This window comes from Qipengyuania sp. NPDC077410 (genome assembly GCF_044543405.1).
Classification (GTDB): domain Bacteria; phylum Pseudomonadota; class Alphaproteobacteria; order Sphingomonadales; family Sphingomonadaceae; genus Qipengyuania; species Qipengyuania pacifica.
The window spans coordinates 877,527-896,767 of sequence record NZ_JBITWB010000001.1 but is presented as its reverse complement, the minus strand read 5'-3'; the positions used below and the strand labels follow the sequence as shown (position 1 = coordinate 896,767).

General features: G+C 60.5%; 23 protein-coding genes. 12 read left to right on the top strand and 11 right to left on the bottom strand.

Annotated features, from left to right (window positions below; all coding sequences use genetic code 11):
• Positions 1 to 25: 25 nt before the first annotated feature.
• The 6 genes from ACIGGE_RS04395 to ACIGGE_RS04370 are packed head-to-tail and all read right to left on the bottom strand — an operon-like array spanning position 26 to position 5,863.
• Positions 26 to 1,000: a ParB/RepB/Spo0J family partition protein gene (locus ACIGGE_RS04395; protein ID WP_397489544.1), complete on the bottom strand. Its 975-nt coding sequence runs from the start codon at positions 998 to 1,000 to the stop codon at positions 26 to 28.
• The gene (locus ACIGGE_RS04390; protein ID WP_103024727.1) at positions 997 to 1,788 is read right to left on the bottom strand and encodes a ParA family protein; all 792 of its coding nucleotides are present in this window, start codon (positions 1,786 to 1,788) and stop codon (positions 997 to 999) included. The genes ACIGGE_RS04395 and ACIGGE_RS04390 overlap by 4 nt, the downstream gene beginning before the upstream one ends.
• The gene (rsmG, locus tag ACIGGE_RS04385; RefSeq protein WP_397489543.1) at positions 1,785 to 2,411 is read right to left on the bottom strand and encodes a 16S rRNA (guanine(527)-N(7))-methyltransferase RsmG; all 627 of its coding nucleotides are present in this window, start codon (positions 2,409 to 2,411) and stop codon (positions 1,785 to 1,787) included. The genes ACIGGE_RS04390 and rsmG overlap by 4 nt, the downstream gene beginning before the upstream one ends.
• Positions 2,408 to 4,261 carry a tRNA uridine-5-carboxymethylaminomethyl(34) synthesis enzyme MnmG gene (gene mnmG, locus ACIGGE_RS04380; protein ID WP_397489542.1) on the bottom strand — a complete coding sequence of 618 codons (1,854 nt, stop codon included), beginning with the start codon at positions 4,259 to 4,261 and terminating at the stop codon, positions 2,408 to 2,410. Before mnmG ends, rsmG begins: the two co-directional genes overlap by 4 nt.
• Positions 4,262 to 4,319: 58 nt before the next feature.
• Complete coding sequence (gene mnmE, locus ACIGGE_RS04375) at positions 4,320 to 5,585, bottom strand: tRNA uridine-5-carboxymethylaminomethyl(34) synthesis GTPase MnmE (RefSeq protein ID WP_397489541.1); 1,266 nt, start codon at positions 5,583 to 5,585, stop codon at positions 4,320 to 4,322.
• A 14-nt stretch (positions 5,586 to 5,599) separates the two neighbouring features.
• Positions 5,600 to 5,863 carry a DUF6489 family protein gene (locus ACIGGE_RS04370; protein WP_196847273.1) on the bottom strand — a complete coding sequence of 88 codons (264 nt, stop codon included), beginning with the start codon at positions 5,861 to 5,863 and terminating at the stop codon, positions 5,600 to 5,602.
• A gap of 97 nt (positions 5,864 to 5,960) precedes the next feature.
• On the opposite strand from ACIGGE_RS04370, the gene ACIGGE_RS04365 reads away from it, so the two are divergent.
• The 3 genes from ACIGGE_RS04365 to ACIGGE_RS04355 are packed head-to-tail and all read left to right on the top strand — an operon-like array spanning position 5,961 to position 8,670.
• Positions 5,961 to 6,659: a dienelactone hydrolase family protein gene (locus ACIGGE_RS04365; protein WP_397489540.1), complete on the top strand. Its 699-nt coding sequence runs from the start codon at positions 5,961 to 5,963 to the stop codon at positions 6,657 to 6,659.
• Positions 6,659 to 8,275 (top strand): FMN-binding glutamate synthase family protein, encoded by a 1,617-nt coding sequence (locus ACIGGE_RS04360; protein WP_397489539.1) that lies wholly within the window; start codon positions 6,659 to 6,661, stop codon positions 8,273 to 8,275. Before ACIGGE_RS04365 ends, ACIGGE_RS04360 begins: the two co-directional genes overlap by 1 nt.
• Positions 8,272 to 8,670 (top strand): nuclear transport factor 2 family protein, encoded by a 399-nt coding sequence (locus ACIGGE_RS04355; protein WP_397489538.1) that lies wholly within the window; start codon positions 8,272 to 8,274, stop codon positions 8,668 to 8,670. Before ACIGGE_RS04360 ends, ACIGGE_RS04355 begins: the two co-directional genes overlap by 4 nt.
• A 12-nt stretch (positions 8,671 to 8,682) precedes the next feature.
• Here ACIGGE_RS04355 and ACIGGE_RS04350 read toward each other — a convergent pair whose 3' ends face one another.
• The 4 genes from ACIGGE_RS04350 to hemE form a co-directional block, all read right to left on the bottom strand.
• Positions 8,683 to 9,081: a BLUF domain-containing protein gene (locus ACIGGE_RS04350; protein WP_222826896.1), complete on the bottom strand. Its 399-nt coding sequence runs from the start codon at positions 9,079 to 9,081 to the stop codon at positions 8,683 to 8,685.
• A gap of 67 nt (positions 9,082 to 9,148) precedes the next feature.
• Positions 9,149 to 10,414 carry a transcription termination factor Rho gene (gene rho / locus ACIGGE_RS04345; RefSeq protein ID WP_103024735.1) on the bottom strand — a complete coding sequence of 422 codons (1,266 nt, stop codon included), beginning with the start codon at positions 10,412 to 10,414 and terminating at the stop codon, positions 9,149 to 9,151.
• Positions 10,415 to 10,574: 160 nt separating this feature from the next.
• Positions 10,575 to 11,018 carry a CopD family protein gene (locus ACIGGE_RS04340; protein ID WP_222826897.1) on the bottom strand — a complete coding sequence of 148 codons (444 nt, stop codon included), beginning with the start codon at positions 11,016 to 11,018 and terminating at the stop codon, positions 10,575 to 10,577.
• 33 nt (positions 11,019 to 11,051) lie between these two features.
• Complete coding sequence (gene hemE, locus ACIGGE_RS04335; protein ID WP_375245664.1) at positions 11,052 to 12,077, bottom strand: uroporphyrinogen decarboxylase; 1,026 nt, start codon at positions 12,075 to 12,077, stop codon at positions 11,052 to 11,054.
• A gap of 379 nt (positions 12,078 to 12,456) precedes the next feature.
• On the opposite strand from hemE, the gene ACIGGE_RS04330 reads away from it, so the two are divergent.
• The 9 genes from ACIGGE_RS04330 to ACIGGE_RS04290 all read left to right on the top strand — a co-directional run bounded on the left by ACIGGE_RS04330 (position 12,457) and on the right by ACIGGE_RS04290 (position 18,383).
• A complete protein-coding gene (locus tag ACIGGE_RS04330; RefSeq protein ID WP_234003251.1) occupies positions 12,457 to 13,242 on the top strand; it encodes a pyruvate, water dikinase regulatory protein in 786 nt (261 codons plus the stop codon).
• The gene (locus ACIGGE_RS04325) at positions 13,239 to 13,844 is read left to right on the top strand and encodes a Maf family protein (protein WP_397489537.1); all 606 of its coding nucleotides are present in this window, start codon (positions 13,239 to 13,241) and stop codon (positions 13,842 to 13,844) included. The genes ACIGGE_RS04330 and ACIGGE_RS04325 overlap by 4 nt, the downstream gene beginning before the upstream one ends.
• Positions 13,841 to 14,695, top strand: coding sequence for a shikimate dehydrogenase (gene aroE / locus ACIGGE_RS04320; RefSeq protein ID WP_397489536.1), 855 nt, complete (start codon positions 13,841 to 13,843; stop codon positions 14,693 to 14,695). The genes ACIGGE_RS04325 and aroE overlap by 4 nt, the downstream gene beginning before the upstream one ends.
• A complete protein-coding gene (gene coaE, locus ACIGGE_RS04315; RefSeq protein ID WP_397489535.1) occupies positions 14,692 to 15,306 on the top strand; it encodes a dephospho-CoA kinase in 615 nt (204 codons plus the stop codon). Before aroE ends, coaE begins: the two co-directional genes overlap by 4 nt.
• A 41-nt stretch (positions 15,307 to 15,347) precedes the next feature.
• Entirely contained in the window at positions 15,348 to 16,043 is a 696-nt protein-coding gene (gene dnaQ, locus ACIGGE_RS04310; protein WP_103024741.1) for a DNA polymerase III subunit epsilon, read from the top strand.
• Between the two features lie 78 nt (positions 16,044 to 16,121).
• On the top strand, positions 16,122 to 16,691 hold the full coding sequence (gene hpf, locus ACIGGE_RS04305; RefSeq protein WP_103024742.1) for a ribosome hibernation-promoting factor, HPF/YfiA family: 570 nt from the start codon (positions 16,122 to 16,124) through the stop codon (positions 16,689 to 16,691).
• Between the two features lie 15 nt (positions 16,692 to 16,706).
• Complete coding sequence (locus ACIGGE_RS04300) at positions 16,707 to 17,171, top strand: PaaI family thioesterase (protein WP_103024743.1); 465 nt, start codon at positions 16,707 to 16,709, stop codon at positions 17,169 to 17,171.
• Positions 17,172 to 17,176: 5 nt separating this feature from the next.
• Positions 17,177 to 17,515 (top strand): DUF1491 family protein, encoded by a 339-nt coding sequence (locus ACIGGE_RS04295; RefSeq protein ID WP_397489534.1) that lies wholly within the window; start codon positions 17,177 to 17,179, stop codon positions 17,513 to 17,515.
• A 202-nt stretch (positions 17,516 to 17,717) separates the two neighbouring features.
• Positions 17,718 to 18,383, top strand: coding sequence for a cell wall hydrolase (locus tag ACIGGE_RS04290; protein ID WP_397489533.1), 666 nt, complete (start codon positions 17,718 to 17,720; stop codon positions 18,381 to 18,383).
• A gap of 56 nt (positions 18,384 to 18,439) precedes the next feature.
• Here the strand turns inward: ACIGGE_RS04290 and xth are convergent, their stop codons facing one another.
• On the bottom strand, positions 18,440 to 19,225 hold the full coding sequence (gene xth, locus ACIGGE_RS04285; protein ID WP_397489532.1) for an exodeoxyribonuclease III: 786 nt from the start codon (positions 19,223 to 19,225) through the stop codon (positions 18,440 to 18,442).
• Positions 19,226 to 19,241: the final 16 nt, after the last annotated feature.

Here is a 19,241-nt window from a genome sequence, read left to right as displayed (position 1 = left end):
GAGGGCACGTTGGCGCGCAGGCCTGCTAAATGTCTCCGCCCGTAAGTCTCTGACAGATAAGATCTAATTGATCTAGCGTGCGATACCGGATTGTCACGCTTCCGGTGTTTGGTGTGGCATCCGTGGTAATCTTTACCGGCATGCCGAGGAATTCTTCGAGATGCCCCTGCACGGCCGAGATATCCGCATTTCCCTCCGTTGTCTGCTCCGGTCGCGCCTTTTCGCCACTGCCATTCTTACGCGGTTTTCGCGTCAGGGCTTCCATCTGACGGACGGACAGGCCTTCCGAAACGGCCTTTTGAGCCATCTCCGGCGCATCGTCACGTCCGATAAGTGCGCGCGCGTGGCCCATGGAGAGTGAACCTTCTGCCAGAAAGGCGAGCACAGTATCCGGGAGAGCCAGAAGACGTTGAAAGTTTGCGACGTGGCTGCGCGACTTGTCGACCAGCTTGGCAATTTCAGCCTGGGTCATGTCCTCGTCTTCCGCGAGCTTCTGATAGGCTCGCGCTTCTTCGACAGGGTTGAGGTCCTCGCGCTGAAGGTTCTCGATGAGGGCGAGAGCCATGACCTCGCGTTGGTCGAGTTCACGGACGAGTGCCGGGATCTGATGCAACCGCGCTCTTTGCGCAGCGCGCCAGCGGCGTTCGCCGGCGACGATACGATAACGCCCCCTGCCCAGCGGCGATACGATGATCGGCTGGATGACACCGCGCTCGGCGATGGACGACGCGAGCGAATCTAGCGCTTCTTCATCGAAGCGGGTTCTGGGCTGTCCGGGTAGCGGTTCGATGTCGGCCACCGGGATCGATGCCAAGCCTTCCGACATGGTTGCGCGCCCGGAATTTTGCGGCGTTGACGACTGATTACTGCCGTTACTTGATTCCCGCGCCACCAGCGGTTCCTCGCGACGAGTTTCCCCGAGCAGGGCGCCAAGACCTTTGCCGAGCTTCTTCTTGCGGTCGATGGGATGCGCTCCTCGTTCAGCGTGTGTCTGGCTCATGCGGCTTTCCGGTTTTCAGGCAACCGCCCGATAAGCTCACGAGCGAGGCCGATATAAGCACGGCTGCCCGGGCAGTTGTGGTCGTAGACGAGAGCCGGCATGCCGTGGCTCGGCGCCTCCGACAGGCGGACATTGCGCGGGATCACGCTCTCGAACACGAGGTTACCAAGGCAATCGCGCACATCGTCGGCAACTTGGTCAGTCAGGCGATTACGTCGATCGAACATCGTCAGGACGACACCGACGATGCCCAGCGAGGAGTTGAAACCCTGTTGAACCCGCTCGACCGTCTGAAGGAGCTGGCTGAGCCCCTCCAAGGCGAAGAATTCGCACTGCAGGGGTACGAGCAGGGTGTCGGCAGCACACAGGGCGTTGAGTGTCAAAAGCCCCAGCGACGGCGGGCAATCGATAAAACAAACGTCGTAACCGGTGAAACCACCGGGAGTTTGTTGATGAAGTGCATGCGTAAGGCGAGCGGTTCGATCGTCGACGGAAACCAGTTCGACTTCGGCGCCGGAAAGGTCCTGGGTGGCCGGGACGATGTCGAGACCGGGAATTTCGGTGGGTTGGGCGCATTCGGACAATGTCGCCTGCTGAAGGAGAAGATCGTAGCTGGTGTTTTCACGTGCGGAACTGGCAACCCCGAGGCCCGTCGAAGCATTGCCCTGAGGATCGAGATCGATCAGCAGCGTTTTCCACCCGGTTGCCGCCATCGCCGTGGCGATATTGATCGCGGTGGTTGTCTTGCCCACCCCGCCCTTCTGGTTGGCTATGGCGATGGTGATCATTGATTCTTGCTCCATTGTCCGCGGCCGACGACAATTCCCGCGTCCTGATCGGTGAGAGATTGTTCCACGTGAAACATCTTACCGTGATTCTTCGGCAGGTCCTTTACTTCTTGCGATGCAGACCGCCCCTTCGGCAACACCCAAAAGGTATCCTTTGTGGAGAAGCGTGCGGATAACGCGAGCAACCGATCCAAAGGCGCAAAAGCGCGCGCAGAGATTGTGCCGGCAGGAAAGGTCTCAATACTCTCGAGACGCGCACCTTCTACACGACAGTTCTGCAGGTCGAGCTCGGAGATCATGCGCTCAAGCCATTCCACCCTTCGCTTCCGCGATTCGACGAGTACAACCGAAAGATGAGGGCGCATGACGGCGATAACGAGACCGGGGAAGCCGGCCCCACTGCCAAGGTCGAGCCATGCTGGGCCCTCCCAGCCCCATTTCAGGAGTTGGGCCGAGTCCGCAATATGCCGCTGCCACACTGTCTGTAGTGTTGCACGTGCAACAAGGTTCTGTCGCTCGTTCTCATGAACCAGCTCGGCCGTTAGCCTTTCGAGCTTATCCATAGCAGCGGCGTCACACAGATCGGACACGTAGTGCTTTGCCTGATCTTCGTCGGTGATCATGCCGCTCTGCTTTCCAGCTTGCGCGCATGAACGAGCAAAGCCGCCATGGCTGCGGGCGTTACGCCGCGAATCCTACCGGCTGCTGCGAGGGATTCCGGCTTCGCCCGTGAGAGCCGCTCTATCATTTCATTCGACAGGCCAGGAACCTGGTGGAAGGGAAAGTCGCTGGCCAGAAATTGCGCTTCATTCGCGCGCAAATCGGCCAACTCTGCATCCTGCCGCGAAAGGTACGGAGCATAGAAAGCGTCTTCCGCCATCTCGACGGCGAGCGGATCCGACGCATCAACCTCGCCGATCCATGGGCGCAGTTGATCCAGAGTAGCGTGACCGCCGCTGATCCATTCCGAAACCGGACGGGGGCCAGCATCACGTTTCACGTGAAACCCCGCATCTGCCAGTGTTTTCGAATGAAGCGGAGCCTCGAACTGGCGGGAATAGCGCGCCCTGCGCTCTTCGCGTCGTTCATACCACTCCGCCCGCTCTGCGCCAACGATGCCACTGGCAATACCCAAGGGGGTCAGCCGCGTATCCGCGTTGCTCGCACGGAGCCGCAAGCGATATTCCGCCCTCGACGTCAGCATACGATATGGCTCGGTAATGCCCTGCAGTGTCAAATCATCCAGCATAACCGCGATGTAAGAATTGGACCGATCCATCTGGACGGCTTCGCCGCCAGTGACACGCGCGGCGGCGTGCATTCCGGCGACTAGCCCCTGCGCGGCAGCCTCTTCATAACCGGTCGTCCCGTTAATCTGGCCCGCACAATACAAACCGGGGATCGCGTGTAACTCAAGCGATGACGAGAGCGCGCGCGGATCGATGTGATCGTATTCAACGGCGTAGCCTGGAACCGCCATCTTAACACTTCCCAGACCATCCATCTCCCTCAACATAGCCAACTGCACGTCCGCAGGCAGCGAGGTAGAGATACCGTTGGGGTAAACGAGACTGGTATTGAGCCCCTCCGGTTCGAGGAAAACCTGGTGACCATCCCGATCGGCAAAGCGGTGAATCTTGTCTTCGATCGATGGACAATAACGGGGGCCCGCAGCGCCGATAGCCCCAGAGAAAAGGGGCGACCGATCGAGATTGGCGCGAATAATATCATGGGCGCGTTCGTTGGTGCGCGTGATAGCGCAGAAAATCTGCGGATTGACGCGCCGGGTAGAAAGCGCACTCATCGTCCAGACTTCCTCGTCCGAAGCTTGCTCTTCCAGACGCGCCCAGTCGATGGTCCGACCATCCAGCCGGGGCGGTGTGCCGGTCTTTAGCCGGCCCATCGGAAGCGCTGCATCGCGCATCTGGGAAGCGAGCCGGTGCGCTGCGCCCTCCCCGATACGGCCGCCTTCGAACCGCTCTTCCCCTCGATAAAGAACGCCGCCGAGGAACGTGCCCGTGCACAATATTACCGCGGAAGCCTCGAGACTGTCGCCATTCGCCAGCTCAATCCCGGCAACACGATCTCCCTCCAACCGGAGTGCGGCTACCTCCCCCTCTACCAGTTCGAGCAACGAGTCCTTGCGAACCACCTGCTGGACAGCCTGGTGAAACAGATGCCGATCCGCCTGTACACGGGGGCCCCATACCGCACTGCCCTTGGATCGATTGAGCATGCGATAATGAATCGCCGCAGCATCCGCGGCCCGTCCAATGACTCCGTCAAGAGCATCCACCTCCCGAACCAGATGACCTTTGCCCAAGCCGCCGATAGCCGGGTTACAACTCATCGATCCGACCTTGCCGATATCAAGCGAGACAAGCGCAACGCGCGCACCCATGCGCGTAGCAGCGCAGGCTGCTTCGACGCCGGCGTGACCGCCACCGACTACAACTACATCGAACTGGTGCATGCAGGCGCTTTACTGAAGGCACGCTTGCGCGTCAAAGGCCCATGTTTCACGTGAAACACTATTTACCGATGCAAAACCGACCAAACAACGCGTCGAGCATCTCTTCCGTAGAATCCCGACCAACCAGACGATCAAGCGCCCTACGCGCGGCCCTAAGATTCTCGGCAGCGATCAACAAATCCGAATGTGTATCTACAGCCTCCAGGCTCTGCGCCGCGGTTTGGGCCCATTCCCGCTGCCTGCGATTGAAGGCGATCTGATCGACCGGAGGTAAAATTTCCCGCGCCTTCTCAACCAGCATGTCCGTCAATTCAGACAAGCCAAATCCAGTTACAGCCGAAACTTCCAAGCCTTCCGATTGCCCTGCCCCAAGGTCGGATTTCGCGCTGATCTGGATCGCGCCAACGGGCAGCTCATCCGGAGCGCCGAGCCACAGAACAATGTGCCCATTCGCAACCTCTTTGCGCGCGCGTTCGATGCCCATCTCTTCGATCGCACCTGCGCCGCTATCGCGCATACCGGCTGTATCGACCAGAACGAGGGGTACGCCGCCGATGGAAACCGGGCGTTCAAGGACATCCCTCGTGGTCCCGGCCTCACTCGTCACGATGGCCGCATCGTCGGACAGCAATGCGTTGAATAGCGACGATTTTCCGGCGTTTGGCGGGCCAGCAAGCACGACGCGAATGCCGTCCCTCAACCTCTCGGTCGCCGGTCGCTGCGATGTCGCCCGGATTTCGCCAATCAGTTCGTCGAGTTCACGTGAAAAGGATGCAGGAAGCGATACATCATCCTCATCCGCGAAATCGATCACCGCTTCGATTGACGCGGCGAGGCCAAGTACACGGTCGCGCCATCCCTCAATCCGGCGGGACAAATCTCCCCCAGCTGCGAGCAGCGCACCGCGGCGCTGCAATTCGGTTTCAGCTGAAAGTAAATCGGCCAGACCCTCGGCTTCAGCCAGATCGATACGGCCATTGCTGAAGGCGCGGCGGGTGAATTCACCCGGTTCCGCTTCCCGTAACCCGTCCATACTGGACAATGCCGCAAGAAGGGCCGCAACCACCGCCCGCCCCCCGTGGCAATGAATTTCCGCAAGATCCTCACCCGTGGCCGTGTTCGGTCCCTCGAACCACATCACCAGCGCCTGATCCAGCGCTGCACCTTCGCCATTCCGCACTATCCGCAACCGGGGCGAGCGGGCTGGCGGAAGACCATTTGCCATTCGCGACAGAGCTTCCCCTGCCCGAGGACCGCTGATCCGTATTACGCCGATGCCTGCAGGTGGCGCGCCGCTGGACAGCGCGTAAATGGTGTCAGCCATCGGGCGAGTTTACCTCAGTCGCTATCTGAAGGCTTGCTCTGCGACGAAGATCGACCGGCGTTGGCCCCTTCCATGAAACTCTGGAACAGTTTGAAGCCGGCCTGCCCCATCGGGGCGAGCTGCTTGGCATATTCCTGCAGCTGATCGGTGCTGCTCACGCCCTTCATCGCTTTCGACATCATGTCGACATAAACGGCGTTCGCCTTGCCCACATCGGGAAGACCCATGAAAGTCCGCGCCTCTTCAGGCGTGCAATCGATTTCGACATGGACCTTCATCGCGTTTCCTCCGTTATGGTATGCGAGATCCTATTTGGGTCCGCACACCGCGTCACGCAAGCACAGACACCAATCAAATCGAGGGAGCCCTCCGCCCATGAGCGAAACCGTCATCGTAACGAGCCTGACCGACAATGAAGAATTCGACGCCTATGTCGCGCGTCCTGCGGACACGCCGAAGGCGGCCATCGTCGTGATCCAGGAGATCTTCGGGGTGAACGCCGGCATCCGGCGCAAGTGCGACAAACTGGCGGAAGACGGCTATCTTGCCGTTGCGCCGGATCTGTTCTGGAGGCTCGAGCCGGGCATCGAACTCGACCCCGATGTCGAACCGGAATTCCAGCGCGCGCTCGACCTGATGGGCAAGTTCAACCAGGATCAGGGCATTCGCGATATAGAGGCAACCATTCATCACATCCGCGAACGCGAAGGTGTGAAGAAGGTCGGTGCCGTCGGCTACTGCCTTGGCGGCCGCCTGGCCTATATGACCGCAGCGCGAACCGATGCGGACGCCACAGTCGGCTATTACGGGGTTGGTATCGACGAATTGCTGCGCGAGAAGAATGCCATCGCCAATCCGCTGATGCTGCATATTCCGACCGAAGACGGCTTTGTCGACAAGGACACGCAAAAAGCGATGCATGACGGTCTGGACGATCATCCCAAGGTGACGCTCTACGACTATGAAGGGCTGGACCACGGCTTTGCTACCGAATTCGGCAAGCGGCGTAGCGAAGATGCTGCCCAGCTGGCCGACAAGCGTACGGCAGAGTTCTTCGCCGAACACCTCGGCTGATGCGCAATCTCGCGCATATGCGCGAATCGTCCGAACTGTTCATGCGGTTTGGCCCGACGTTGGTCGTCGTGCTGCTGACCGCCCTGTTCGGTATGGTCGGATCGCTGCGCTGGGGCCTGGTCTTCACGATCCCGTTACTGGTCGTGGCCGTGTATGACTTCTGTCAGCGCCGCCATACCTTGTGGCGGAATTATCCGCTGCTCGCCCATGTGCGCTGGATGATGGAAGACCTGCGCCCCTATGCGCGGGCCTATCTGGTAGAGGGTGACCTCGAAGGGCGGCCCTTTAACCATCAGCAGCGTGCGCTGGTCTATGCGCGATCGAAGGGTCAGCTCGACAGCCACCCGTTCGGCACGGAACTGGACGTATATTCGGACGAATATGAGTGGCTTGCCCATTCGATGACACCGAATGCCGATGTACCCGCGGAATGGCGGGTCGATGTGGGCAGCAGCCAGTGTGCCAAGCCCTACTCCACAGCGCTGCTCAACATCTCTGCGATGAGTTTCGGATCGCTGTCGGCCAACGCGATCATGGCGCTGAACAAAGGCGCAGCGGCGGGCAATTTCTACCACGACACGGGCGAAGGCGGCATTTCGCGCTATCACCGTTCGCATGGCGGGGACCTCGTCTGGGAAATCGGCAGCGGCTATTTCGGATGCCGCAAGGACGACGGATCGTTCGACCCGGACCGGTTTGCCGACAATGCGCGCGACGACCAGGTCAAGATGATCGAAATCAAGATCAGCCAAGGCGCGAAGCCGGGTCACGGCGGTGTATTGCCCGGCACCAAGGTAACGGAAGAAATCGCCGAAGCACGCGGCGTAACCGTGGGTACGGATTGCATCTCGCCCGCGGCGCATTCGACCTTTTCGACACCGATCGGCATGCTGGAATGGGCCGCAAAACTGCGTGACCTTTCCGGAGGCAAGCCGATCGGCATGAAACTGTGTGTCGGCAAGCCGCACGAAGTCTTTGCCGTGATCAAGGCGATGCGGGAAACCGGCATCGTGCTCGATTACATCGTCGTCGATGGCGCAGAAGGCGGCACGGGTGCGGCGCCGGTCGAATTTTCGAACCGGGTGGGCATGCCTTTGCGCGAAGGGTTGATCCTGGTTCGCAACGCTCTGGTCGGGTCTGGGCTAAAGCCCGAGATAAAGCTGGCAGCGGCGGGAAAGGTCCATTCCGGCGCGGGCATGGCGATGAATTTCGGGCTCGGCGCGGATTTCTGCAATGCCGGCCGCGCCTTCATGTTCGCGCTCGGCTGCGTCCAGTCGCTCAAATGCCATACCGATGCCTGCCCTACCGGTGTCGCCACGCAGGACTCGACCCGGCAGCGCGGGCTCGTGCCGATGGAAAAGGCCGAACGCGTAACGCGCTTCCAGCGGCATACGCTGCATTCCTTCCGCGAAATGGTGATCGCCATGGGGCTCGATAATCCCTGGCAGATCGCGCCTCACCTGATGTCGGAGCGGATCAACGGGGTGCAGTCGGACAGTTTCGAGCATCTCTATCGCTTCCTCGAACCCGGCCAGTTGCTCGACTCTCCCGAATCCACCCCCTATGCCAAAGCCTGGGCGGCCGCGCGTGCGGACACGTTCAGGGAGGTAGCATGAGCGCAGAACTTGGCTTGCAAAAGTGGCACAAGGTCATCGAAGAAGGCAGCGCGCCGGACGCGCTGGCAGCGATCATCTGCGACGACGCGGTATTCCATTCGCCGGTCGTGCATACGCCGCAGGAGGGTCGCCAGATCGTGGTCGCCTATCTAGCGGCGGCCGGGCAGACGCTCGGCAACGACAGTTTCCAATATGTGCGCGAGCTCGTCGATGGCGATAACGCGATGCTCGAGTTCACGACCGAGATGGATGGCATCCATGTGAACGGCATCGACCTCATCCGCTTCGACAAGGATGGCATGATCGCCGACTTCAAGGTGATGGTGCGGCCCCTGAAGGCCGTCAACAAGGTCTGGGAACAGATGGCGGCGATGCTGGAGCGTCAGAAAGCCTGAGGGTTCAAGCTCTTACGCAGCCATGCGCGGCGTCATGATGGTTTCGACCAGACGCGCTATCGTCGCCTGCGAAATTTCGGTCTGCCGCAGTTTCTGCTCGAGTATCCGGGCGTCACCGCCAGATACGGCCAGCCGCTCCATCCGCCAGTTCGGGAAACAGCGCCCGCGCCCTTCCCGGCGTTCCAGAACCTCGAGGCGCTCGTGCCTGCTGTCGGCCTTGAGATCGTTAAGCAAAGCGTCGAGCGACGCGGCGGGACCTTCGACGAACTGAACGAATGTGTCGTGGGCGTAGACCAGGAAACCGGTCACATCCCGCGTGGGATTGTTCCGCGCGGACGTCTCGATAATCTTGAAAACATCGCCCGACTGGAAATCGTCGCTCGCGTATGAAACGTAAATCAGTTGCTGCATAAATCTTCCTTGCAGCAACTGATACGTCCGACGTGTCTAACAGGTCGTTAACCGCAAATGGTTGTATTTACTGGTTCATATTGGCGAAGAAATCTTCGTTGGTCTTAGAATCCTTCATCTTGTCGAGAAGGAATTCCATCGCGTCGATCGTGCCCATCTGCATGAGGATACGGCGCAGGACCCACATCTTGGAGAGCTTGTCCTTCTCGACCAGCAGTTCTTCCTTGCGCGTGCCGGACTTGCCGACGTCGAGAGCGGGGAAGATGCGCTTGTCGGCGACCTTGCGATCGAGCACGATTTCGGAGTTACCCGTGCCCTTGAATTCTTCGAAGATGACCTCGTCCATGCGGCTGCCGGTATCGATCAGCGCCGTGGCGATGATGGAAAGCGAGCCGCCCTCCTCGATATTACGCGCCGCACCGAAGAAACGCTTGGGCCGCTGCAGGGCGTTCGCATCGACACCGCCGGTCAGCACCTTGCCCGAGCTGGGAACCACGGTGTTGTAGGCACGGCCGAGACGGGTGATCGAATCGAGCAGGATGACGACATCCTTCTTGTGTTCGACCAGGCGCTTGGCCTTTTCGATGACCATTTCCGCGACCTGGACGTGGCGATTGGCCGGTTCGTCGAAGGTCGAGGAGATGACCTCGCCGTTCACGCTGCGCTGCATGTCGGTGACTTCTTCCGGGCGCTCGTCGACGAGCAGCACCAGCAGGAAGACTTCCGGATGGTTGTCGGTAATCGCCTTGGCGATGTTCTGCAGCAGCACGGTTTTACCGGTACGCGGCGGCGCAACGATCAGCGCGCGCTGGCCCTTGCCCTGCGGCGAGATGATGTCGATCACCCGCGCGCTTTTGTCCTTCACCGTCGGATCGAGCGTATCGAGCGTCAGCTTTTCTTCGGGATAGAGCGGCGTGAGATTGTCGAAGTTGGTGCGTGTGCGCACATTGGCCGGATCTTCGTAATTGACCGAGGTCAGGCCGGTCAGGGCGAAATAGCGCTCGCCTTCCTGAGGTGCGCGGATCTGGCCTTCGACCGTATCGCCGGTGCGCAGGCCCCATTTGCGGATCTGGTTGGGCGAAACGTAGATATCGTCCGGGCCGGCAAGGTAATTCGCTTCGGGCGAACGCAGGAAGCCGAAGCCGTCCTGCAGCACTTCGATCGTGCCGATGCCCATGATTTCTTCATTGTATTCTTCATCGTCCGCCAGTTCGCGCAGAATGCAGAACATGAGATCCTGGCGGCGCATTGTGCCCGCCGCTTCGACGCCCAGTTCTTCGGCCATCGCGACCAGATCTGCCGGAGCTTTTGCTTTGAGGTCTTTAAGATGCATGTGGTTATACTCGGTATTCGGTTGGGATGGCCGGCGGGTCGGTAGGGGCTTGGAGAAAGCAGACCCGGCCTCGTCAGGATGCGAAGCCCGTAGCCGGTTGATGATGCGCAGTTACGCCCGCGTCAGGGGGGCGTCAATTCACAAAGCGACGTACCGAAGCTCAGAACGGTTTGACGACAACCAGCACGACGATGATGGCGAGCGCGATCCCGGGAAATTCACCCCAGATCCGCAATTGTTTTTCCGTCATCGGGCGCTCGCCCGCTGCCATCTTCTTGGATCGTGCGACCATTATGCCGTGGAACGCCGTCAGAAGCACCACAAAGAACAATTTGGCGTGAAACCATCCTTGGTCCCATGCACCGATCGACATCGCCAGAAGCAGGCCCAGAACCCAGACAACGATCAGGCTGGGTGTGAGGATCACCTTGCGCAGCAGACCCATCCTTTTCGCCCACAGAGCCGATTCTTCGGATCCGGGCGCCGCTGCATGCAGATAGATCATCTGGCGGGGCAGCATGAACAGACCTGCCATCCAGAACACCATGAAAATGATGTGGCCGGCCTTCAGCCAGTAGTAGGTCATGGCGAGGACATCCTGCATTGCCTGAACATGTAATGACCGCTCACGCCCTCGTCACCCCTTGAAACTACGAACCGTCGCAATCAGCCGATCGACATGTTCGATCGGGGTGCGCCGGTCTATCCCGTGACCGAGATTGAAGACATGCGGGCGATCTGCAAAGGCTTCGAGGATCAACCGGACGCGTGGCTCCAGCCGATCGCTGCCGGCGAGCAGCAGCAGCGGATCGAAATTGCCCTGCACGGGCATGCCGGCGGGTAATTCGCGGGCCGCCCAGTTCGGGTCGATCGTTTCATCCACTCCCACCGCCTGCACCCCGGTTTCGCGGGCGTAGGCCGGCAATTTCTCCCCTGCCCCCTTCGGGAAACCGATCACCGGTGTATCGGGATGACGTGCACGCAGCGCAGCGACGATCCGCGCATTCGGCGCAATCACCAGCCGCTCGAATTCGTCGGGTGCAAGACTGCCTGCCCAGCTGTCAAATAGCTGGACCGCTTCGGCGCCAGCATCGATCTGTCCCGAAAGATATTCGATCGTTTCGCCCACGATCGCATCCAGGATCGCGTCGAGCTTGGCTGGATCGCGATAAGCCATGGCCCGGGCATCGTGCTGGTCGCGGCTGCCCTCGCCCGCCACCATGTAGGTCGCAACCGTCCAGGGGCTGCCTGCAAAACCAAGCATCGTCACACCATCGGGAAGTCGCTGGCGACAGCGCCGCACGGTTTCGTAGATCGGATCGTAGCGCGAACGGTCGCAGGTCAGGGCATCGAGTGCTGCATCGACCAGCGGCGGCGACAGCTTGGGACCCTCGCCCGCCAGAAATTCCAGATGTTGCCCCAGAGCGTGCGGCACGATCAGGATATCGGAAAACAGGATCGCCCCGTCGAAGCCAAACCGGTCGATCGGCTGCAAGGTGATTTCGCAAGCCGCTTCGCTGTCGTAGGCCATGGCGAGAAAGCCGCCCTTTTCCGCCCGCAGCGCGCGATATTCGGGCAGGTAACGACCAGCCTGGCGCATGAGCCAGAGAGGCACCTGCGCACCGCGTTTGCCGTTTAGCGTATCGAGAAGAAGACCGGGCATCGATGAGTCCAATCCAATAAATAATATTATTTATATAGAGGTTGAAGGAGTCTGTTGGCCCTGTGGATTTCAGGGATAACTGGCCCCTGCCCGATTTCTCCCGCGCTGCAAAGGGCAACCTCTGCAATGCGACTCGCCCGCCGTGTTGAGTCGAGTCAAACTTATCCTCGCTGTCCCCACCCCTGCGCATAAATCGGATTTGCTGTGTGGGAATCGGCCCGTGAAAGACTCGTTTCGTGGAGGGTTTTTCGTCCCGAACTTGTCGCCAGCTTTCTCCCGTGGTTTATGCCACCCGTTCTCCACAGGCTGCAGGACCGCCAAAATCTCCAATCGCGTGCATCTCCATCTGCTGTCAGATTCGACCGGCGAAACGCTCGAAATGCTCGCCAAAGCGGCCCTCGCGCAGTTCGAGGATGCCGATGTCGTACGCCACTTCTGGCCGATGGTCCGCAGCCGGCAGCATCTTGAACGGATCCTGCCCGAGCTCAAGGGCAATCCGGGGCTCGTATTGTTCACGCTCGTCAATCTGGACACTCGCACGCGGCTCGAAGAAGCATGCGGCCAGCTGGGTCTGCCCGCCGTTCCGATCCTCGACCGGGTGACGGAGGCGCTGGAGAAGGCGCTCGGCCAGGAAGCGCATGGACGGCCGGGCCGGCAGCACGCCATGGACCAGGCATATTTCAATCGGGTCGAGGCAATCCAGTTCACCATCGCCCATGATGACGGGATCGGCTGGGAGAACTGGGAGGAAGCGGACATTGTTCTGGCGGGCGTCTCGCGCAGTTCGAAGACTCCGACCAGCATCTACCTCGCCAATCGCGGGTACAAGGTCGCCAACATTCCGCTCGTGGTGGAAAGCCCGCCGCCGCCCAAGCTCTACGAATTGCAGAACCCGATGGTGGTGGGGCTCACGACCGCGCCCGAGCGGCTCATCCAGATCCGCCGCAACCGGCTGCTTACTTTGAACGAGGAACGGGAAACCGACTATGTCGATAACGAGCGCGTGAAGGACGAATTGAAGTTCGCCCGCCGCATGTTTGCCGATAATGGCTGGGCGGTGATCGATGTAACGCGCCGTTCGATCGAGGAAACTGCCGCCGCGATTATTCGGCTCCACAACGAACGAAAGGCGCGGGGAACGCGCCAGGGAGCAAAGCCCATATGACGAAACTCGGCGGAACCGGCATCGTGCTCGCCTCGAACAGCGCGTCGCGCAAGGCGATGCTCGAAGCGGCGGGCGTCTCGTTTACCGCGCAAGCGGCAGATGTGGACGAGCGCGCGCTCGAAGCGGAGATGGACGATGCCGACCCTGCCGAGATTGCACAGGCGCTGGCCGCGGCGAAGGCAGCCTCGGTTTCCGCAAGCCGGCCGGGCGATCTGGTGCTGGGATCGGATTCGCTGGTCGAGTTTGATGGCAAGCGGTTCGACAAACCCACCAGCCGCGAGAACGCGGCAGACCATCTGCGGTCTTTTTCCGGTGGGGTAATGACATTGCACAGCGCTGCAGCGCTGGCGCGTGATGGCCAGATCCTTTGGGTCGGGTCCGACTTTGCAAGGTTGCATGTACGTGAATTGAGCGACGCGTTCATCGAAACCTATCTCGATGCGGAATGGCCCGCAGTAAGCCAGTGCGTTGGCGTATTCCGTATAGAAGGCCCGGGCGCGCAGCTCTTCGACGGTATCATGGGAGACCAGTTCACCGTGCTGGGGATGCCCCTGCTGCAGGTGCTCGATGCCTTGCGGGAAGAAGGCGCCTTGCTGTCGTGACGCGCCATGCCGAGGTGATCGGCGATCCGATCGCGCAATCCAAATCGCCCGCGATTCACGGTTTCTGGATAGAACGGCTGGGGCTGGACGCCGATTATCGCGCGACACAAGTCGATGCGGGTGGACTTGCGGACTATGTTGCAGACAGGCGCAGGGCCTCGGATTGGTGTGGATGCAATGTCACCATGCCGCACAAGCAGACAATCATGCCACTGCTCGACCGCCTCGAACCACTGGCAAAGCAGGTTGGCGCGGTGAACACCGTCGTAAAAGCGGCTGATGGAAAGCTGGTTGGGCGTAATACCGATGTGGCAGGATTTCTCGAACCCTTGACCGATCGACTTCGCCAGCAGCATTATTTCCGCATGGCGCGAGTAATCGGAACCGGCGGCGCTGCACGGGCGATCGTTTCGGGTCTCGCGAGAGAGGGCTTCACTCTCGTCGTCGCGGGACGGGACCGGGCCAAGGCCGACGCCCTGCTGGAGGAACTGGACCCAAGCGGGGAACACCATGCAGCACAGATCGACCACTTTGCTGCGGCCACGGACTTCGACTTCGACGACCGCAAGGGCTGCTGCGATCTGGTCGTCAACGCTTCGCCCCTGGGGATGAATGGCAAGCCACCCCTGCCCTTCGACTGGAGTCATGCTCCGCCGGGTTCGATTGCTTACGATATCGTCACGGACCCCGTGGATACACCATTTTTGAAAGCCGCTCGCGAAGCCGGGTTCGAGACCATCGATGGACTGGCGATGCTGATCGGGCAGGCGGCCGCAGCATTTACGCACTTCTTCGGAATAGAGCCGCCGCGTGAATTCGATGGGGAATTGCGGGAAAGACTTATGGCGTGACCCGCCCCCTCATCATCGGCCTTACCGGCTCAATCGGTATGGGAAAATCGACCGTAGCGGCCATGTTCGAGGCTTCAGGGGTGCCCGTATTCGATGCCGATGCCGAAGTGAGGGCCATGCAGGGACCCGGCGGCGAACTGGTTGCTGCCATTGAGCATGCGTTCCCCAGCACTACGGACGAAAGCGGCGTTTCGCGCGAAACGCTGGGTGCGCTGGTCTTCGGCAATGCCGCAGAATTGGCGCGGCTGGAATCCATCGTCCACCCCGCCGTCGCACAGAAGCGTCAGGCCTTCATGATCGAACATTCGGGAGCGCCGGTCGTCGTCTTCGACATTCCGCTCCTGTTCGAGAAAGGTGGCGCCGCTGCAGTGGACCGGGTGGTGGTCGTTTCGGCATCGGCTGAAAAACAGCGCCAGCGGGTACTCGCCCGGCCCGGCATGACCGAGGAAAAATTTACCCAGATCCTCGCCATCCAGACTCCCGACAGCGAAAAGCGGGAACGGGCGGACCATGTGATCGATACCGGCACCAGCCTTGCCGAGACGGAGGATGCAGTCCGCGTGCTGATCGAGGAATTGAAGTCTGCGCCACGGCAGCAAGGCTCGCTGTAACCCCCTTGTAATCTGCGGCCACGGGGCCGATAGAAGTGTGGATGCGTGAGATCGTATTCGATACCGAGACAACCGGCCTGGATCCCAAGACGGGGGACCGAATGGTGGAGATCGGCTGCATCGAGATGGTCAATCTCGTGCCGACGGGCGCAACATATCACGCCTATTTCAATCCCGAACGCGACATGCCGGCTGGCGCCGAAGCCGTTCATGGTCTTTCGGCGGCATTTCTGTCGGACAAACCCCTGTTTCGCGAAGTGGCGCAGGAATTGCTCGACTTCATCGGGGATTCGCCGCTTGTCGCGCATAATGCCGGCTTCGATTTCGGCTTTCTCAATGCGGAGCTGGCACTGATCGCCATGGAACCGGTGTGTACGACGCGCATGGTCGACACGGTGGCCATTGCACGCAAGCGTCACCCGGGTGCCAAGCTTTCGCTCGATGCGCTGTGCAGCCGCTACGGGATCGATCGCAGCCACCGGGTCAAACACGGCGCGCTGCTGGATGCCGAGCTGCTGGCGCAGGTCTATGTAGAACTGAAGGGCGGCCGTCAGATCGGATTGGAACTGGCAGCAGAGGCGGCGATGGCCGAGATCGCTGGCGAACAAACTATCGTTGCGGTGCGAAAGGCTCCCACGGGGCCGCGGCGCGAACCGCGTCCGCATTTCGCCAGCCAGGCGGAACTTGCACGGCATCGGGAATTCATGGCGGGAATCGAAAACCCTCTCTGGGGCTAGATTTCCGGCAGGTGGAAACCGGCAGACGGGCCGGAGAGTTGGGGTCGCACGGGGGACGATAAAGGAGAAAACGACAAGATGGACATTCGCGTTTCCGGCCACCAGATCGACACTGGCTCCGCCCTGCAGGAACATGTCGACGATCGACTGAACTCCATCGTCGATAAATATTTCAACCGCGCAATTTCATCGCACGTCACCTTCGGCAAGGGGCCGGGTGGCGCCTTCACCTCCGATATCGTGACGCATGTGATGCAGGGCCTCATCCTGAAGGGTCATGCCGAAGCGCATGATGTGCATCAGGCTTTCGATGCCGCCGCAAGCAAGATCGAAAAGCAGTTGCGCCGGTACAAGCGCCGGATAAAGGACCGTCACGAACAGGCCGCTCACGCGGTGCGGGAAACGGAAGCCGCCTATACGATCCTGGCAGCGCCCGAACCGGACAATGACGAGGAAGTCACATCGGACAGCCCACCGATCGTCGCCGAAACCAAGGCCATGATACCCGAATGCAGCGTTGCCGATGCGGTCATGCTGCTGGATCTGCAGAACGCCAATGGCCTGTTGTTCAAAAATGCCGGTAGCGGGGCCCACAATATGGTCTATCGCCGGCACGACGGGTCGATCGGCTGGGTCGAGCCGCGCTAGGGGAGAGAGGGAGCAATGACCGGGGCCGCATCCAGCGGGGCACAGCGCCATCACCGGGCGCTGGAAAGCCTCTACGCTTCGGCGCCGGTCAATGCGCTCTTCGCATCCCGCCTCGAAATCACGGGCGAAGGGGCTGCGCGCATCACCTTCAACGTGACCGAAGACGTCTATCACGCCGCTGGAGCAGCCCACGGCACGATCTATTTCAAGATGCTCGACGATGCCGGCTTCTATGCAGCGAACACCTTCGTTTCCGACCGTTTCCTGCTGACGACATCGTTCAATCTCCATTTCACCAAGCCGGTGCGGATCGGCGAAGTGGTGGCGGAAGGGCGCTGGGTAAGCGGGCGCAAGCGGGTATTCGTCGCGGAATCGCGGCTGGTCGACGCCGAAGGCGACGAGATCGGCCGGGGAACCGGGACATTCATGCGCTCGCACATCCCTTTGTCCAGCCTGCCCGGTTATCTGGCCGAAGGTTGACGGCGATGTCCGATGCCCGCCTGCCCGCGCATCTTGAAGTGTCCGGCCTCGTACGCACCGTGGAATCGGCGGGCGGCTTTGGAATGGTTATCCAGAAGGGGGAAAAAGACGCGGGCGTCATCCTCGTGTTAACCACACATAATGGCGCGAATACAATGCTCTGGGAGCGTATGCCGCAGCATGACGGCTCCCGCGCCTTCATGTGCACCCGTGAGCAAGATGCTGAAAACAAATCAGATTTTGAAGAGTATATTGCCCGCAGACGCGCTTCAGACCCGGATTGCTGGGTGATCGAGCTGGACGTCGAAAACGCAGAACGCTTCATCGCACAGGGCGCGCATTAACTTGACTTGATTGCAATTGAGACTATTTGGCCGCTCAACTTCGATGCGCAGGCGGCGTAGGACGGCAATGGGGTCGGTACGCATGCACGCAGACGGGGGGTGGTCGGCAGGCCAGTAAACGGATCCGCATTTCAGGACGCAACCAACGCGCCAAGGACCCCGACCTGCGACAGACTGCCAACCGCTTAGTTGTCAGTGACAAATGATTCGCAAGACTACCGGTTTCACCGCGATTATCGCGGCAATTACCCTTACTATTCTTGCCGGAGCCGAAGGTTCCGGGGCCAATGCCCAGGTTGCGGCACATGCAACCGATCAGAATGCTACCGAGGCACAGCTTACCGAAGAAGTGGTGCCCGTCTTCGTAGAGAAGGCCGTAGTGCAGGAGCTTCCCGGCGACGCGGAACTCCCAGCTGAAAATTCAACCGATTCCAGCTCCAGCTCCAGCGCCAGCAGTCTGCGCGAACTGGTTTCGACCATACCCACCGCGGGCCAGCTTTCCGACGAGCTGCATTGCCTTGCCGGTGCCGTCTATTTCGAGGCACGCGGCGAACCGCTCGAAGGTCAGCTTGCCGTCGCTCAGGTCATCGTCAACCGCGCCGAAGATCGCCGATTCCCTTCCAGCTATTGCGGCGTGGTCTACCAGCGTTCGCAATTCTCCTTCGTGAAGGGCGGCCGCATGCCCAAGGTCCGCACCGGCTCGGCCGCGTGGAAACGGGCAGAAGCGATCGCTCGCATTGCCCATCGCGGTTTGTGGGACAGCAAGGCGGGCGACGCGCTGTTCTTCCACGCAAATTACGTGCGACCGCGCTGGAGCCACCGCAAGGTCGCCCTCGCCACCATCGACACGCACGTCTTCTATCGCTGAGTGGCTGTAACGTCTGTTGTGCAGGGGCAGCCCATACAGGGCCCCCTCGCGCAGCGTCAGTCTCGCAGGTCCACCCAGACCGGGGTATGGTCGCTCGACTTTTCCCTGCCGCGATAGGCCTTGTCGACACCTGCGGCCGTCATGCGGTCGGCCAGTTCGGGCGACAGCAAGAGATGATCGATGCGGAAGCCGTGGTCACGCTGCCAGGCGCCTGCCTGGTAATCCCAGAAGGTCCACACGCCGCCCCGGGGGTTGAGCGTGTCGATCGCATCGGTCCAGCCATCGGAAAGAAAGCGCGCATAGTGATCGCGTGATTCGGGTTGCATCAGCGCATCGTCCGCCATGGCCCTGACGGACCAGACATCCTTGTCTTCGGGGATGACATTGAAATCGCCGAGGACGACCGCCGGGACTTCCTCGTCCCAGATTTGGCGTGTCCGCTCGCGCAGCTTTTCCATCCAGGCCAGCTTGTAATCGAACTTGGGCCCCGGATGCGGATTGCCATTGGGCAGGTAGAGGTTGCAGATCCGTACGCCGCTCACTTCGGCTTCCAGATAGCGGGCCTGTTCACCCTCCCCTTCTTTCGGGCCGTCGATGCCGAGGCCGCGCTGTATTTCCTTGGGCTCTACACCGTCGGCCAGAATGGCCACGCCGTTGAAGCCCTTCTGGCCATGCCAGATCGCTTTGTAACCGATCGCCTCGAATTCGTCCGCGGGGAAGCCTTCGTCCATCGTCTTGATTTCCTGCAGGCAGGCGACGGTAGGACGGGTTTCCTCAAGCCATTCCTTGAGACGAGGCAGGCGGGCCTTGATACCGTTGATGTTGAAGCTGGCGATACGCATGGCGGACCTGATGCCC